The organism is Arthrobacter sp. P1_C12_2 (genome assembly GCF_056406415.1).
Genome location: NZ_JBFUAF010000010.1, coordinates 26414 through 41997, shown reverse-complemented (window position 1 = coordinate 41997; position 15584 = coordinate 26414). Strand labels below are relative to the sequence as shown.

Annotated in this window: 14 protein-coding genes; 8 read left to right on the top strand and 6 right to left on the bottom strand. The window is 65.8% G+C overall.

Going from position 1 to position 15584, the window contains the following annotated elements; all coding sequences use genetic code 11:
* Positions 1-12 precede the first annotated feature (12 nt).
* From AC1DZQ_RS12300 to lepB, 5 genes are all read left to right on the top strand, one after another.
* Entirely contained in the window at positions 13-525 is a 513-nt protein-coding gene (locus tag AC1DZQ_RS12300; protein ID WP_476963786.1) for a hypothetical protein, read from the top strand.
* A gap of 117 nt (positions 526-642) precedes the next feature.
* Entirely contained in the window at positions 643-2184 is a 1542-nt protein-coding gene (locus AC1DZQ_RS12295; RefSeq protein ID WP_476963785.1) for a response regulator, read from the top strand.
* Positions 2168-3520: a sensor histidine kinase gene (locus tag AC1DZQ_RS12290; RefSeq protein WP_476963784.1), complete on the top strand. Its 1353-nt coding sequence runs from the start codon at positions 2168-2170 to the stop codon at positions 3518-3520. The genes AC1DZQ_RS12295 and AC1DZQ_RS12290 overlap by 17 nt, the downstream gene beginning before the upstream one ends.
* A gap of 230 nt (positions 3521-3750) precedes the next feature.
* On the top strand, positions 3751-5238 hold the full coding sequence (locus AC1DZQ_RS12285; RefSeq protein ID WP_476963783.1) for a multicopper oxidase family protein: 1488 nt from the start codon (positions 3751-3753) through the stop codon (positions 5236-5238).
* 74 nt (positions 5239-5312) lie between these two features.
* A complete protein-coding gene (gene lepB, locus AC1DZQ_RS12280) occupies positions 5313-5768 on the top strand; it encodes a signal peptidase I (protein ID WP_476963782.1) in 456 nt (151 codons plus the stop codon).
* Between the two features lie 53 nt (positions 5769-5821).
* Here lepB and AC1DZQ_RS12275 read toward each other — a convergent pair whose 3' ends face one another.
* Both AC1DZQ_RS12275 and AC1DZQ_RS12270 read right to left on the bottom strand, forming a co-directional pair.
* On the bottom strand, positions 5822-7525 hold the full coding sequence (locus AC1DZQ_RS12275) for an alkaline phosphatase D family protein (protein WP_476963781.1): 1704 nt from the start codon (positions 7523-7525) through the stop codon (positions 5822-5824).
* Between the two features lie 67 nt (positions 7526-7592).
* Complete coding sequence (locus AC1DZQ_RS12270) at positions 7593-8363, bottom strand: potassium channel family protein (protein ID WP_476963780.1); 771 nt, start codon at positions 8361-8363, stop codon at positions 7593-7595.
* A gap of 241 nt (positions 8364-8604) precedes the next feature.
* Between AC1DZQ_RS12270 and AC1DZQ_RS12265 the strand changes: the two genes are divergently transcribed.
* Positions 8605-9456, top strand: coding sequence for an MIP/aquaporin family protein (locus tag AC1DZQ_RS12265; protein ID WP_476963779.1), 852 nt, complete (start codon positions 8605-8607; stop codon positions 9454-9456).
* Positions 9457-9647: 191 nt separating this feature from the next.
* Here AC1DZQ_RS12265 and AC1DZQ_RS12260 read toward each other — a convergent pair whose 3' ends face one another.
* Positions 9648-10418: an alpha/beta fold hydrolase gene (locus AC1DZQ_RS12260; RefSeq protein ID WP_476963778.1), complete on the bottom strand. Its 771-nt coding sequence runs from the start codon at positions 10416-10418 to the stop codon at positions 9648-9650.
* 257 nt (positions 10419-10675) lie between these two features.
* Here AC1DZQ_RS12260 and AC1DZQ_RS12255 point away from each other — a divergent pair, with 257 nt between their 5' ends.
* A complete protein-coding gene (locus AC1DZQ_RS12255; protein ID WP_476963777.1) occupies positions 10676-11881 on the top strand; it encodes an alanine racemase in 1206 nt (401 codons plus the stop codon).
* 10 nt (positions 11882-11891) lie between these two features.
* Here AC1DZQ_RS12255 and AC1DZQ_RS12250 read toward each other — a convergent pair whose 3' ends face one another.
* The 3 genes from AC1DZQ_RS12250 to AC1DZQ_RS12240 form a co-directional block, all read right to left on the bottom strand.
* The gene (locus tag AC1DZQ_RS12250) at positions 11892-12176 is read right to left on the bottom strand and encodes a hypothetical protein (RefSeq protein WP_476963776.1); all 285 of its coding nucleotides are present in this window, start codon (positions 12174-12176) and stop codon (positions 11892-11894) included.
* A 226-nt stretch (positions 12177-12402) separates the two neighbouring features.
* A complete protein-coding gene (locus AC1DZQ_RS12245) occupies positions 12403-13077 on the bottom strand; it encodes an FMN-binding negative transcriptional regulator (protein WP_476963775.1) in 675 nt (224 codons plus the stop codon).
* 76 nt (positions 13078-13153) lie between these two features.
* Positions 13154-14161 carry a DMT family transporter gene (locus tag AC1DZQ_RS12240; protein ID WP_476963774.1) on the bottom strand — a complete coding sequence of 336 codons (1008 nt, stop codon included), beginning with the start codon at positions 14159-14161 and terminating at the stop codon, positions 13154-13156.
* Here AC1DZQ_RS12240 and AC1DZQ_RS12235 point away from each other — a divergent pair.
* Positions 14160-15575 carry an aminotransferase-like domain-containing protein gene (locus AC1DZQ_RS12235; RefSeq protein WP_476963773.1) on the top strand — a complete coding sequence of 472 codons (1416 nt, stop codon included), beginning with the start codon at positions 14160-14162 and terminating at the stop codon, positions 15573-15575. The genes AC1DZQ_RS12240 and AC1DZQ_RS12235 overlap by 2 nt on opposite strands.
* The last annotated feature ends 9 nt before the right edge of the window (positions 15576-15584 follow it).

Below are 15584 nucleotides of genomic sequence, written 5' to 3'. Positions count from 1 at the left end.
AAGCTGGCCCACATGTCAAAGTTAGCCACGCTGAAGCGCGCGAAAATCCTCGTTCCGGTAATCCTGCTCGTCCTTGTAGCGGCTCTTGTTGCCGGCGTCGTCTCCGCTGCACCGCGAAAACCGCCCGCCCCGCTGGGCGCCTCGGCCGGCATCACCGGGGGACTGGCGCGCATTAACGGCGTCGTGCCGGTCGAGAGCGGCGGGGAGCTGCCGGCGGCCGCCTCTGCCGCGCTCGCCGATCCACCTGCCGAGGGGCTGCACCGGGTACGCCTGCTCGTGGAGCTGACGGCCCTGGAAGCAGGCGGCCTCGCCTACGATCCCGCTGACTACTCCGTGTCAGGTCTCGGAACAGGGACGTGGAAAGCGCTCTGGTTTTCTCCCGGTCCCGCAGACGTCCCCCAGGGGCAAAGCCTCAACGCCACGCTTGTGTTCGAGCTTCCGGACCGGGCCGTCGATCTGGCGCTGGAGCTGCCGGGCGGGCCCGGGCTGTCATTAGGGGCGGCGCACCACCGGGAACGCGGCTGAGTACCCGTCTCAGATCAGCTGTACCGCCAGGAAAACGAGTAGCCGATACTCGTGCCGTGGCTGGCTCAATGGAAAAAACTTGGGGTGCACCATTACCGTCCGAATTGCAGGTCTGCCATGCTCCCCACCCCGACCCAAGTGAGTGCCGGTCCATCAACCACGGAGGGGGACTCGCGGTCGCAGGGCGTCCTCGATGTCCGAATTCTCGGTCCACTGCGAATCCGGCGCGGCGGCGACGTCCTCGAAGCAGGCGAGCTTGGCGGCCCTAAACCCCGGCAAGTCCTTGAAATACTCTTGCTCAATCTCGGCACCCCCATATCAAAGGACCGCCTCATCGACGTGCTGTGGTCCGGGCGGCCACCGGCAGAGGCGCTGCCGACGCTGGAAAGCTACGTCAGCGTCCTTCGGCGCCATTTGCAGCCCGGCCAGGGCAAGTCCGGTCCGCTGCGGACCGTCACAGGCGGATATTTCATGGATCCTGCCCTCGTAGACCTGGACGTCAGCCGTTTTAATGACTTATTGCGCCGGGCCTCGAGGTGCGGGACCGGCGACGCCCTGGAGCTCCTGCAGGAAGCCCTGGGCATGGCATCCGCGCCCCTGCTGGGGGATGAGCTGACGGCACCCTGGGCTGAGGAGGAACGGGATAACCATGAGCACCGGGTCTGCAGGGCCCGGGCGCAGGCCGCCGAAATGGCGCTGTCGCTCCATCAGCCCGAGCGCGCGGTCCACTGGGCGAGGGAGGCGCTGGAGGGCGATCTCCTCAACGAGAGGGCCTGGCAGTACCTCGTCTTGGGGCTGGAGGAATCAGGGCAGCCGCTCGAGGCGCTGAGGGCATTTGAGCAATGCAGACGCACCCTGCACAAGGAAATGGGATGCACCCCGGGCGATACCCTGCGTGCCGCACACGCCCGCCTCCTGCGGCTGACCGGCGGTGCGGCAGCACCGGCTCCCGCGGACCCGGCGGGCCAGGCACACGCCGCCGGCACCCCCGCCGGCGGGGCCACCCTGCGGATCCTGACCATCGATGACCACAGGACTTTCGCCGAACTGCTGACAGGCGCGCTGGACCGGGAGCCGGACCTTCGCAGCGTCGGAACGGCGGCGTCCGTGGCGAGCGGCGTGCAGATGTGTCGTGAAATTGAACCCGACGTCGTTGTCATGGACTATCACTTGCCGGACGGCGACGGGCTATCGGCCGCGGCCAGCATTCTCGAACACAGCCCGGATACCCGCATCATCATGCTGACAGGCGATCCGTCCCAGGAAGTCCTGCGGCAGGCGGCGGGCATAGGAATATGCGGGTTCCTTCCCAAGGACGGCTCGTTGGCCACGATGCTCGACACTCTCCGGCACGCCCGGGCAGGAAACATGGTGGTGCATCCCTCGTTGGTGGCGCAGATCGGAGCCCCGGCCTCAACTGCCGCCGCTTTCCCCCCTGGGCCACCCCTAAGCCCCCGAGAGCTGGACGTTCTGCGTTTGATGTCCGAGGGGCATGAGGTGCGGGTGGTCGCCAACAGGCTGGGCATCTCCGTCCATACCTGCCGCGGCTACGTCAAGACCATCTTTTCCAAACTGGGCTCGCACTCTCAAAGTGAAGCCATGGCCGAGGCCGAAGTCCGGGGCATCCTGCGCGTGAAGTCCGATGTCCAGGCCTGCTGAAGCTGAGGACGGCGCCAAGCCGGAGGACTTCCCGGGCACGGCTGAACGCTTCCAAGTCCGGGCCGCAGTGGCGAAATTCCTGCTGATGGGATTTCTTGCGTTGCTGATTGTGGCAACTCCCGTCGCGTTTTGGATCCGGGCGGAGGCGGAGCGGCACGCCCTGGACAATGCCCTTCTCCTCACCCAGCGCGTGGCGGACTTTGCCGTCAAACCGCTCGTGAACCAGGCTCTGCTTGCCGGGGACACGTCAGCGCTGGACGCACTGGACAAGGCCTTGCAGCCATGGCGCAGCGACGCCTCGGTGCTGCGAATCAAAGTGTGGGACAGCAGCGGCCGAGTCGTGTATTCGGACATTCGCTCGCTCGTGGGCCAACGCTTCGACCTGCCTGACTGGGGCCGGACCCTTTTGGCCGGCGGGCCGGGGACGGCTTCCCTGGAAAGCCAGCAGGAACTGGAGAATGAGTACGAGCTGGCCTCGGGAGAACTCGTGGAGGTCTACGTCAGCTCCTCGGCCACCGACGGCACACCACTGATCTTTGAGGCCTACTACGACGATGACCCGGTGCGGGACGAGCAACAGGCAGTCCTGTACAGCATGATCCCGCCTCTTCTGCTCGCCCTGGCGGCACTGCAGCTTGCCCAGCTGCCCCCGGCCGTCCGGCTGGCCCGCGGGATCCAGGACCACCAGGTCTCCCGGAACCGGCTGCTTAAGCGCGCTGTTGAGGCCTCCGACCTGGAGCGCCGCCGGATTGCCCGGGACCTGCACGATGAAGTGATCCAGGACCTCTCCGGGCTGGGCTATGCCCTCGAATCCGAGGAGCTCCACGGTCCACTCGAACAGCGGCCGTTCCTTGGCGGAGCCCGGACAATACTGCAACAGAGCGTCCGCGCCCTGCGGGCCATGACGCAGGAGCTGTATCCGCCGGACCTCGAACAACTGGGGCTCAGGACGTCTCTGGAACGACTCGCGGAACCGCATCAGGAACGCGGCCTCACCGTTCATCTGCTGGTCCCGGACGACGTCCCGCTTGGCCGTGGTTCGTCCGCGCTGTTGTTCCGCGTGGCCCGGGAAGCACTCTCCAACAGCGCTAAGCACTCGGGCGCAACCACCGTGGTGCTCTCGCTGCGGACCGACCAACACGGCTCGGAAATAAGTATTTCGGACAACGGCAAGGGCTTCGACAAGTCAGCTGGGGCCGCCGACGGCCATTTTGGCCTGCGGATACTCCAGGACACCATCCGTGAAGCGGGCGGAGCATTGGAAATTCTCAGCGTCCGGGGCACAGGCACCACCGTGACAGCGCGGTTGGGGTCGCGGCTTGCGGCGGCCCGCTGACCCGCGCCCGCGCTGTCAGGATTCTTCCAAGGTCGCGGAATCGGTCTCAGGTTATCTCCAAGCAGAGTCCTGCAAAGTCGGGTATCCGAACACAAAGGAGACCGGCTATGTCCATTTCACGTCGTCAAGTTTTGTTGATCGGGGGTCTGGGTGTCCTCGGAGCCGGTGGCGCCTTGGTGCCAACGGGTTCGGTCGAAGCCAAGTCGGCCAGCCGAATAAGTTCGTCCGACATGCCGACCCCATTCCGGGCGTCTTTTGTCCAGGCCCCGGTTCTTCAGCCCTACGCCACAGGTACCGACCCTGCGGACGGTCTGCCCATCAATTACTACAGGCTGACCCAGAAGGCAGCCATGGCCAACATTCTGCCCCGGCTGAGCACTCCCATCCTGGGGTACAACGGCGTGTTCCCCGGACCAACGATCAGCCTGGATCAGGGCACAAAAGCCGTACTGAGGATTCGGAACCAGCTGCCGGCCGAGCACGCGCTCGACGGGCATGCGCTGTCCACGTCCACGCACCTGCACGGTTCGGCTTCGAAGCCGCAATTCGACGGGTACGCCAGCGACATCACCCATCCGGGTTTCTACAAGGACTACCACTACCCCAACTTCCAGCCGGCCCGCACGCTCTGGTACCACGACCACGGCGTCCACTTCACGGCCCTGAACGCCTATTCAGGGCTCGCCGCGCAGTACCACTTGCACGATCCCGTGGAACGGCAGCTCCTCCCGCAGGGCAAATTCGACGTCGCGCTGACGGTCAGCGATGCCATGTTCGCCGCGGACGGATCCCTGGGCTTTGACGACAACAGCCACTCTGGCCTGTGGGGGGACGTGATCCTGGTCAACGGCAGGCCCTGGCCGGTCATGAAGGTGCAGAAACGTGTCTACCGTTTCCGGGTCCTGAACAGTTCCATCTCCCGCTCATTGCGGCCCACGCTCAGCACCGGTGATCCGGTCGTGGTGGTGGGTACCGACGGCGGCATGATCCCTGTGGCGCAGCCCGTGGGCAGCTGGCGCCATGGCGGAGCGGAGCGGTACGAGATCCTCGTCGACTTCCGGAAGTACAAAACCGGGCAACGGATTGAACTGCGCAACCTGTCGAATAGGAACAACGTGGACTACGACTTCACCAACAAGATCATGGCCTTCGACGTCACGGACGAGCCGGTGGACACCTCGGACCCCACCTGGAACCGGATCCCGACCACGCTCGCCAGCAGCGAGGCCATGTCGCTGAGGCCAGGGCAATCCGTGAAGACGCGCAAGTTCCGGGTACAACGAAATGACTCCACCAACATGTGGACCATCAATGACGACAGCTGGCAGGACGTCATCGCCAGCGGATACAAGAAGGTCATCGCCGATCCCGGCCTCAACTCCGTGGAAATCTGGGAAATCGAGAATAAGTCCGGCGGCTGGTTCCATCCCTTCCACATCCACCTCGTGGACTTCCAGATCCTCAGCCGCAACGGGGCGCCGCCCCTGGCCCACGAGCGCGGCCCCAAGGACGTCGTGTATGTCGGCGAGGGCGAGACCGTCCGGCTCCTGATGAAGTTCACGCCGAATCGGGGCCTCTACATGATGCATTGCCACAACCTGCCGCATGAGGACCACGACATGATGGCCCAGTTCCGGGTGGGCCTGACGGAAAGCGACTGGGACGCGGACGACCCCATGACAGCGGCCAAGGCTGCCTGGGACGAAGAGCGGGATTGAACGCGGTGGAACCGACCGGCCGTGGGCGCCGAGCGCGGCGCCGCCGCCCGCGGTCCAGGTTCGTGGTGAGGGCCTTGATCTCTGTCGGTGCTGTTCTTGCTGTTCTTGCTGTCCGCACCTGGCTGGTGGAACCTGTGACAGTCTCCTCGGACAGCATGGCCCCCACGATTCCCGCGGGCTCCGTCGTGTTCCTGTACAAACCGGCAGCAGCAGCGGGCTGGATCGGCAATGGCGTCGTCGTCGCTTTTACCAGCCCGGTCGATGGCCGGACGGCGATCAAGCGCGTGATTGCGGGAGCGGGCCAAACTGTAGCCATCCGGGACTCGGAACTGTACGTCGATGAAGTTGCCGTCGTCGAGCCATTCATCGATCACAGCCGGATAGACGGCACCTACTTCGGGCCCGAGACGGTTCCCGCCGGCAGCGTCTTCGTCCTGGGGGACAACCGCGGCGTGTCAATTGACTCCAGGGACTTCGGAGCGGTGCCGTTGACGGCGGTCCAGGGCACCCTGCTGAGCGGCCAAAAGTAGGCGCGTCCCGAACGCCGGGGGTGACGTCCGCTGCCGTAACTGATGCGCTGCAGTCATGCGTTTCGTTGCTGCCCCTGCTGCCCCTGGACGGAGTCCCGGGCGCTCCGCGGAGACACCGTGACGGTAGCGACACGTTCCAGCCCGGGATGCAGGTGGTCGCCGTCATCCACCACACCGGTCTGCCACGATAATTTCAGCCCTTCCGGCACCACCTCCAGGTAGGCCAGGTTGTTTTGGAACCACGGCCCCCGGACGCCGGACCAGTGGAACGGCGGGTCCGGGACCTTGGCCGAGCGTGCAACCAGTGCGCCTACCGGCGTGGCCAGGCCGTAGGACATGATGGCCGCGAAGGACCTCATCAATCGGGGCAGCGGGTTGCGGATGGGGGAGCAGACCGCCTGCAGGATCCGGCTGCCCGAGGCACGATCCACCTCCGCAACGTAGGAGTAGTGGACGTCCCCGGAGAGGAAGGTGATGGTTTCCGGTGCCGGGCCGCGTTTGCCGTCGGCGACCTCGCTCGCCATGGCCGCCATTTCCCGAAAGCTGTTTTGGAATGCGCCCCAGTGCTCAAGGTCCAGCGCCTGCCGCAGCTTCTCGCCGGCCCGGGCGGCACGTTTTCCCCACGCACCTTGAGAGACCGCCTCATTCCACGATTCGACGTAGTGCAGGCCCATCGGCAACAGGAAAGGCAGCGACGTCGCCACGAGCACGTGGCGGAAGCCGCCACGCATCCGGCTATCGACCCAGGCCATTTCCGGCGCGTCAACCAGTGCCCGGTCGTCCGGCGTCAGATCCCGGGCTGCGCGGGAATCGACCACGATCAGCCGGGTGTCCCCGAAATCGCGGCAGTAGCTCCACCGGTAGGATTTCGGGTCCCGATCAGCCCGGTCCGCGAAGCTGTCCAGCTCCGCGCCCACGTCGATCTCATCCTGGCCTGTGTGCCGGACGATCCGCTGCCAAACAGCATCCTCCGCCCGTTCCTGCGACGACAGGTTCCCCAGATGCTGGTAGACCCAGTACGAGGCCAGTCCGGCGACAATCCGATCGTGCCACCATGAGGTGGCTTCCATTTTCTTCTTCCAGCTCAGTGAGGTATTCCAGTCGTCGCGAATGTCGTGGTCATCGAAGATCATGGCGCTGGGAAGGGTGGACAGCAGCCACCTGTTCGCTGGGTCTGACCAGGCCAGATAGTAAAGATGGGCGTACTCCTCGTAGTCCTTGAGCTCTTCGCCGGGGGGTGCCTTGATGTCGCGTCGGGCGCGGATGAACTCCTGCATCTGCTCGCTGGTCAAATCGGCGTACACCTGGTCTCCGAGGAACGCCAGCAGATCCGGCCACGGCAGGTCACCGCCGGCGGCCATCCTCAGTGCGTAGGCGCGCAGTGAGTCGACGCCGTGGGTCCGGTTGCCGGACGCATCGTGCGGCACGCTGGTCCTGCAGGAGCCGTAGGCCATCCGCAGCGGCTTGCCGGTGGCCAGTGTGGCGATCATGGACGGCGGGAAGCCGGACGAGGGATCGGGCCAGGCCTGTGTTCCATTGACATCAAGGAAATAGGGCGTGACGGTGCCGGGCTCCAGTCCGTCCAATTCCACCAGGGCGTAGTGGTGACCATGAACTGCGAACGTACGCGCGGCCCAGTCCCTACTGCCGGCACGGATGGAAACCCGGGCAGCAGCTTGAGTCTCCACCCAGACACTCGCTGACGTCTCATCTACGTACCGCACCATAGGGCCAAGCACCAAGGGGGAGGTGGTCATGAATTAGTTGTACCCGCTCAGGCCGGTTGCGGCCATGGCGTCACGGAAATGACAGCATTGGTGGCCCTTAACGTGGTTCCTTACGGGCCTGTCCTTCGGCCGGGCTGCTGCCGGAGTCGCCCGGGCCCCGGGCCAGCTGCTCCTGGAGCCTCTCGATCTGGGCAGTGAGTCGGTCAAGCTCCTCGCTGCCGATGAGTTCGTCCGCTTTCGTTCGTTTATGGGTTGCGGCGGCCACGCTTTCAACAAGCCAGGAAGACAGCGACGCAGTGACCATCCCCAAGGCGGCAAACCCGCCGACCATCAACGCGGCCGCAGCCCACCGGCCCGGAACGGTTACGGGGTAATAGTCGCCGTAACCGATCGTTGTAATGGTGACAACCGCCCACCACAAGGAGTCGCCCATCGTGGTGATATTCGCGTTCGGAGCGCCCCTTTCGAAACTGAGGACGCTGAGGGCGACGGTGTAGACCAGCAGGATGGCGGAGACAAGGACGTAGGCCATGACGCGGGTCCGGATGGCAGTGCCCGGGGCCCGGTCCATGACTTGGCGCAGCTTGAACGGACGCAGGAGCCGCAATGGCCGCACCACTGGAAGCACCACCATGAGCAGGTCCAGGGGGTGACGGACGAACCATCGGCCCCGCTGGGGCGCCAGAAGCAACTTCACGATGTAGTCCACGCCGAAGGCAAGCCACGTCGACCCAATGACAAATATCAGAGCGCCGGCATAGGGGTCCGGCGGTTCGACAATGACCAGAACGGAGTAGGCCGCCAGAAAAATAAAGGCCGCACCGACGAGGGGCCACTCGGAATGCTTTTGCCAGGTTTCTTGCCTCATGGCTGAATGCTAGGACTTTGCACCGCGGATGTCCTTACGAAATTGCCACCGCAAATGTAGATCAGCACTGAACAGCCCCACGAGGCGTAAGGAACAAGCCAGCCACCAACTAGTAGCGAGCCACCCGCACAGCGCTGACAACCGTCTCCGGCAGCGGTACATTGGGGGTCTCAGGTGCCGGCCCGCTCTAGGCAAACAGATCGGCAAGGCACGTTTCCAGCACCGGCGGAGGCGACAAGCCATGGCGGAAGATCAGGGCAAAGACGGCGCTCGCCAGGACCACGCGCATCACCACTTCATCCCCAACAAGGTGGGAACAGTGGAGCAAAGCGTCCTGCAGCGAATTGAGGATTTTAATGATCCGCGCCAGGAATGGCGGCGCCTGTTCTCGGAGTTGTACGGCACTTTTCTGCTCGTGRTCGTCGCGGCCGGGGGCGGCATGATGAGCCAGGCGTTCCCCGGTGTCATCAGCCGCACGGCGGCTGTGGTGGCCCCGGGCCTGATGGTGATGGGCGTCATTTTGTTCATGGGCAAGATTTCGGGCGCCCATCTGAACCCGGCGGTCAGCATAGCGTTCGCGCTCCGTGGTGACTTCCCGTGGCGCCGGGTGCCGGGCTACATCGTTGTTCAGCTCCTCGGAGCGACGCTGGCCTGCCTGCTGCTGCAGGGCGTGATCGGTGTCTCGGCCACCTACGGTTCAAACTATCCGGCATCGGGGTATACGTCCGGCGCCGCGTTCTTGATGGAGGCACTGCTGACGATGGTACTGGTCAGCGTCATTCTGGGAACCGCCTCCGGCGCCCAGAACGTCGGGCTGTTTGGGGCGTTTGGGGTAGGCGCGTACATTGCGCTGGCAGGCCTGTGGGGCAGCCCCATCTCCGGCACTTCGATGAATCCGGCACGAACGTTCGGGCCGGATCTCGCCGGTGGAAATTTCAGCGACTACTGGGTGTATGTCGCCGGGCCGCTGCTCGGCGCGGCGGCCGCCGTCGGTATCGCGTTCCTCCTGCGCGGACCGGGCGGCGGCAAGTCGGGTTCCGGCGCCGCGCAGGGAGACCTCTTCACCGAGCCCGCGAAGGAAGAGAAGCCGTAGCGGGCCATGCAGCCCGGATCAAAGCCACCCCTTGCGGAGTCCAACTTCTACCTCACCGAGAGCGGTAGGCCAGATGGATAATTCTGCAAATAACCATTCTTGGATTTGATGTCAGCCCCCGAGCCGGACGGTTATGGCTCTCCCTGGCACGTCAGGGAGGAAACGATCTAAGGACCACGGCCGCCAATTGCTCAGCCGCCCAGGAATTCTTCGGTCACCCGCGCAAGCTCGTCCGGATGGGTCCAGATGAGCGCGTGGTCAGCAGCGTCAATCATGACAAGGCGCGACCCGGGGATACCGCTGTGGAGCATTTTCGCGTGATGGAACGGTACCGCGTGGTCGTTGGCAGCCGCGACGATGAGCGTAGGGCAGTCGATTTCGGCCAGCCGGCGCCTGCTGTCGAACGCCATCGCAGCCGTCCAAGCGGCGGCCATCACCCTGGCGTCCTGGCCCGCCATGAGCCCGGTGAGCCAGGCAGTACGTTCGTCGCCCAGTTGAGGAGCGGCCTGTGCGACCACCAGCTTTGCCAGCCGCCGCATCCCGAGGACCTGGAGCGCAGGCGGCAGGACGTGGCCTTCAACCCACTCGCGCCACGTGGCCATGTTGAAAGCGTAGGTGCAGACGAGCACGAGCCGGTCGCATCGCCCGGGATAGTCCAGGACCAGTTGTTGGGCGATGGCACCACCATGCGAGTAGCCAAGCACGGCCGCGGAGTCGATGGCGAGATAATCGAGCAAGCGCGCCAGATCAGCAGCCAGGAGCGTGGCCGTGTAGGGCGGCGGAAGTCCCCGGCTTCGCCCGTGGCCGCGCAGATCCGGAATGATCAGGCGATGCCGGGCGGAGAGATGCCCGACCACCGGGTCGAACATCTCGCCGGTGACCATCAACCCGTGCACGAGCAGCAGGGGACTGCCAGATCCGTGCTCGGTGAAGTTGATTAGGTCTGAGGATGCGGAGTTCATGTAACTGGTGCGGTGTCCTCCCCGGAATGTGTGTGGGCCCCCGTCTGTCCGCGGGCTCATGGCCCGAGTGTTACACCGCCTCTTCTTCTCCGGCAACTACAAAAGCGCATGTTCGCAGGGCTCGCCCCCGCATGCTCCCCGAAGCATTTCCTGTCGCCGCCGTCATACCGCTGGCCAATTCCGCCAGAGGCATGACACTCAAGTAGATTTGGGGGGAGTTGAAGCAGCTTTTTGGGGCCGTAGAACAGGGGATGCGTGTGAGCAGGCTGATCGGAAGTTCGGGCGGAGCCGATCCAGACTTCCCGGCAAAGTCCCTCACGGGTCCGGCGTATCCGCAGCTGCGGCTCAACAGCGCTGCCCTCGACCACAACATCAGCGTMATGGCGGCGTGGTGCCTGGAGCGGGGCGTGGAACTCGCCCCGCATGTCAAGACAACGATGTCGGCACAGATCATCGAGCGGCAGCTGGCTGCCGGCGCGGTTGGCGTAACGGTCGCCACCGTGGATCAGGTCGCCTCGGCACTGCACTGGGGACATCAGGACGTTCTCGTGGCCAACGAGATCGTCGACAGGTTCGGACTAACGCGTGTCCGTGCATGGCTGGAGGAAGATCCCGCCCGTGAAATCCGCTGCTTCGTCGATTCGGCAGCGGGGGTCAAGGCGGCGGCAGAGGTCTTCGACGGCGGGGCGGTCGACCTTGAGGTGCTGATCGACGTCGGAACCCCCGGCGGGCGCACCGGTATTCGCAGCCTGTCCGAGGGGCTGCGCCTGGCCGAACTGGTCCGTGCCACGCCGGGACTGAGGCTGGCGGGGGTCGCCGGGTACGAAGGCGTTGTGCCGAACAGCAGGGCTGAGGACACAGTCGCAGCCGTTGACCGGCACTGCCGGCTGGTGCGGGACGTCTACCTGGCAGCGGCGAAGTTCTTTGAGACCGCCACTCCCGTCTACTCCATGGGCGGGTCCGCGTTCCCGGACCGCGTCGTTGAGTTCCTTCCCGACCACGGCCAGGTGCCCGGAACACGAACGCTTCTCCGATCAGGTTGCTACGTGACCCACGACCACGGCACCTATGCCGCCGTCAGCCCCGTTCCGGGACTCATTCCGGCGCTGTCCGTTCGCGCGGTGGTCCTGTCCACCCCCGAAGACGGGATGGCCGTCGTCRGTGCCGGCAAACGGGACCTTCCCTACGACGCCGGACTGCCCAACGTCCTCTCGGTCCGGACGGCGGAGGGAGCCACGAAGCCTGGCGCGACAGCAGTGGTGCGCAATCTTTTCGACCATCACGCGGTGCTCACCGGGGTGACCGGGCTGGCTGTCACCGACACGGTGGATTTCGGGATATCCCATCCCTGTTCCGCGTTTGATCGCTGGCCCGACTACGTCCTCACGGACTCACACGGTCACGACATTGACGTGTGGCACACCGACTTCCGCCGATCGTCCCTGGCACCTGGCAAAGACTAGGCCTTGGCCCTCAATCCTTGAGCTGCCTGGTCAGCACTTCGAATTCCTCGACGCCCAGGATCTGCATGTGCTGCTCGGCGCTGGTCTCGGTGCGGATCCTGGCTGCGGCCTCCTGGCTGCCGGCGAGGGCTTGCTCGTCCGCCCACAGCGTGATTGACAGTGACTTGCTGTCCTTCCCCAGCAGGTAATAGATGCCCAGGCATCCGGGCAGCTGGAGCACCCGGTTGACGGTGTCCTCTGACGGTGCCCCGGAGCTGTCCGGGCCGGGCTGATACGTGCTGACGCGAGCGAACATGTCCATCCTCCTGAATCCGAGAGCCGGAGCGACTGCCGCTCAGGCCCTTGAACGGGGGACCGGTACTTCACGATGGGCGGCCCTGGAGGGCGTTGGCCTGCGCTCCTCCCACCAGTAAGGACCAATGAGCCTGGATGCACAAGGCCGGAATGGTTTGCCCAGGTCTGGCCAGGTGCTTCCCAGTCCAGGCCGGGTCAGGCGGGGTCCTGGCCGGGTGCTGGCTGGGTCAGGCGGGGTCCAGGCCGGAGCGCTGGCATGGTGCCTGTGCCTGTGCCCGTGCCTGAGCGCGTGCCGTCTCGACGTCGTCGGCGCTTTCGAGATCCCCACGGGCCCGCAGCCCGGCCACCACGCCGTCAACATCGGCGTCGGACCGGTTCTGGCTGAGTTTGTGCTTCGCCTCAATCCGGGTGATGAGAAGCTCGACGCCGACGATCGCGCGCAGCTGGCCGGCAATGTAGCGCTCAGGGGCATCGTCGACGGTCCAGGGCCGCTCGGAGCCGGCCTCATTGTGGTTGCTCAGTCGCCTCACGTGGTTGGCGAGCCAGGCCGGATCGTCGTGGATGACCAGGGTGCCGTAGACGTGGGCCGTGGAGTAATTCCAGGTCGGAACTACGCGTCCGTGCTCCGCCTTGGACGCGTACCACGACGGCGAGATGTAGGCGTCGGCGCCCTGGATGATGGCGAGTGATTCACCGAGGGCGGCTTCAGACCATTGGGGGTTGTTTCGGGCCAGGTGCCCGTGCAGCGCGCCATGCTCACCGGCCGAGGGGTCGAAGACGAAGGGCAGCAGCGTGGCAAGCATGCCCTTCGCGGTCGCGGTGACCAGGTTGGCCGCGGACGGGCGCGTGAGCAGATGCCGGACAGAATCAGGGCTGACTGCGAAATGTGCGGGGATATACACGGGAACTTCCATTTCGGATCGCGGATTGGTCTCGGGCCGGGCGCCTGGGGGCCGGCAGGGTCAGGGGGAGGGGGGATCAGGTCAGCCGGGCTGGTTCACTTTCACGTTGGCCTTCACTGTGTCCCTCACTGCCCCTAGCTTCCGCTTTGATTCCCGCCGCCGCCCTCGCCGCCGGCCGGGAGCGGACGGCCAGGCCTGCGCAAAGAATGACCGCGGCGCCGCCGATGATGGTTGCCCAGGTCAAGTCTTCGCCCAGTATGAGCCCGGCCCAGCAGATGCTCAAGACCGGCTGAACGAGTTGGATCTGGCTGACCTGCGCCATGGGGCCGATGGCCAGGCCGCGGTACCAGGCGAAGAAGCCGAAGAACATGCTCACGACGCCCAGATAGGCGAAGGCCGTCCACTGTGCGGGAGTAGCGGAGGGGGGTTGGCTGGCCATGGAGAACGCCGCTATGCCCGCCATGAGGGGAGAGGCGAGAACGAGGGCCCAGGAGACGGTCTGCCAGGAGCCGAGTTCGCGGGCCAGCAGGCCGCCTTCGGCGTAGCCGATCGCCGCCGACACGACGGCGCCGAACAGCAGCAGGTCGGCCAGTTGCAGTTGTCCGATGCCGCCGGACTGCGCAGAGGCGAAACCAATTGCCGCAATCGCGCCGGCGCTGGTGATCACCCAGAATGCCTTAGGCGGCCGTTCGTGGCCGCGGATCACCGCCATCGTTGCGGTCGCCGCGGGGAGTAGCGCGATAACCACCGCTCCGTGGCTGGCGGGAACGGAGGTGAGGGCGAAGGAGGTCAGCAGCGGGAATCCGACCACCACCCCGCTGGCCACCACCGCAAGGCGCGCCCACTGCACGCCCCGGGGCAGGCGCTGCCGGGTCAAAGCGAGGGCGAACGCGGCGAGAACAGTCGCAACAACAGCCCGGCCCGATCCGGTGAATAGCGGCGACAACCCAGCAACCGCCACCCGGGTGAAAGGCAGCGTGAAGGAGAAGGCGGCGACGCCAACCAATCCCCACCGCAGTCCGGTCGCCGGCCGGGACGATAACGGTTGAGTGATTTGCTGAGTAGCGCTACTATTGTCTTTCATGTCCTACGATAGCACCTCACCGATGGCGGCGCGGCTCCGGGAGTGGATTGCCGCCGCCGCGCCGGGCGCCCGGCTGCCTTCCACACGGTCCTTGGTTTCCGAGTACCAGGCCAGCCCCGTGACCGTACAAAAAGTCCTGCGAACCCTCGCCGCGCAGGGCCTGATCGAGAGCCGCCCCGGAGTCGGGACGTTCGTGCGGGCAGTCCGGACAGCCCGACCTGCGGACTACGGCTGGCAGACGACGGCGCTGGGATCGCCGCGGGCGCCGCTGCGCCCCGTCTCCACCGCGATGCGCAGCGCACCGAACGACGTCATCGCATTCCATTCAGGCTATCCGGACCGGGAACTCCTGCCCGAGCGGTTGGTGCGAGCGGCCCTGACCCGGGCAGCCCGGGGCGAGGCGGCCTTGTCGCGTCAGCCCGCCGCGGGCCTGCCCGACCTGCAGTCCTGGTTCGCGCACGAACTCCGGGCCTCTACCCCGGCCGGGGTCGCCCCGCCCACACCGCGCGACGTGATCGTGCTCCCCGGGAGCCAGAGCGGGCTCAGCTCCGTGTTCCGGGCGCTGGTCGGCAGTGGGCAGCCGCTGCTGGTGGAATCCCCGACCTACTGGGGGGCGATCCGGGCCGCGGCGCAGTCCGGTGTCCGGGTTGTTCCTGTACCCAGCGGTCCCGAGGGCCCGGACCCCGAGGACCTGGCCCGCGCCTTTGACGAGACCGGCGCGCGGATGTTCTACGCGCAGCCGAACTATGCGAATCCCACAGGTGCGCAATGGCCTGCCCGCCTGCGCGAGGAGGTGCTCGACGTCGTGCGCGAATACGGCGCGTTCCTGGTGGAGGATGACTGGGCACATGATTTCGGCATCACCACCGATTCCGTGCCCGTTGCCAGCCTCGACGATTCCGGCCATGTCGTCTATCTCCGCTCGCTGACCAAGAGCGTCTCCCCGGCCATACGCATTGCCGCGGTGATCGCCCGCGGCCCGGCGCGTGATCGCATCCTGGCTGACCGGGGAGCGGAATCGATGTATGTCAGCGGCGTTCTCCAGGCGGCCGCCCTCGACGTCGTGACGCAGCCGGGATGGCAGACGCACCTGCGCGGGCTGCGGCTGCAGCTCCAGTCCCGCCGTGATCTACTGGTCAGCAGCCTGCGGGAGCATGCCCCGCTGGCCCACGTTGAGCACGTGCCCAGGGGCGGGCTCAACCTGTGGGCCCGCCTTCCTGACGGGACCGACGTCGATCAGCTCGTTGGGGACTGCGAGGCCGCGGGGGTCATCATCGCCGCCGGTACCGAGTGGTTCCCGGCCGAACCGGCCGGACCGTTCATTCGACTCAACTTCGCCGGACCCAACCCGGGTGCTTTCCGGGAAGGTGCGCGGATTCTTGGCCAGGTGCTCGAGCGCACTGTCGGGCGGTAGGCGCGGCTG